The sequence below is a fragment of the Terrabacter sp. 2RAF25 genome, assembly GCF_052115265.1.
Classification (GTDB): Bacteria; Actinomycetota; Actinomycetes; order Actinomycetales; family Dermatophilaceae; genus Terrabacter.
Map to the genome: position 1 here is coordinate 1 of NZ_JBFRGJ010000071.1, position 385 is coordinate 385.

General features: G+C 68.1%; 2 protein-coding genes. Both read right to left on the reverse strand.

Annotated features, from left to right (window positions below):
• A partial coding sequence (locus AB4091_RS21995) for a hypothetical protein (protein ID WP_442295063.1) occupies positions 1-183 on the reverse strand: 183 nt, incomplete at its 3' end.
• Positions 170-385, reverse strand: a 216-nt coding sequence (locus AB4091_RS22000; RefSeq protein WP_442295065.1) for a hypothetical protein, incomplete at its 5' end; no start/stop codon positions are given. The genes AB4091_RS22000 and AB4091_RS21995, both read right to left, overlap by 14 nt.

Genomic DNA, 385 nt, shown 5'->3' on the forward strand with positions numbered 1-385 from the left:
GGTTTCGGGTGTGTCGAGCAGGGGCGAGGGGGGCGTTGGCTCCTCGAAATCCCCTACCGGCTGCGGCAGGGCCGCGACCGTCCGAGGCGCGGCGGCATTCGGTGCCGGATCGGCTTCCTGGGCATGGGCAAGGGTGCAGGCCATCGCCATAAGCCCGCCAAGGGCGAGTTCACGCGTGAACATTCGTCACCTCCCCGCTGGCCGCGACATGCCAGCTCTGGATCGCGTTCAGGTGATAGACGGACTTGGTGCCGCGGACCTTGACCAGTTCGGCAAGGGTTGGCTGGACGTGGCCCGTCTCGTCGGTGCAGCGGCTCTGCAACACGGCCTCGGTGCCGTCCCAGATCCAGGGCAGGCGGAAGCGGGTGTGGCACTTGTCCAGCAC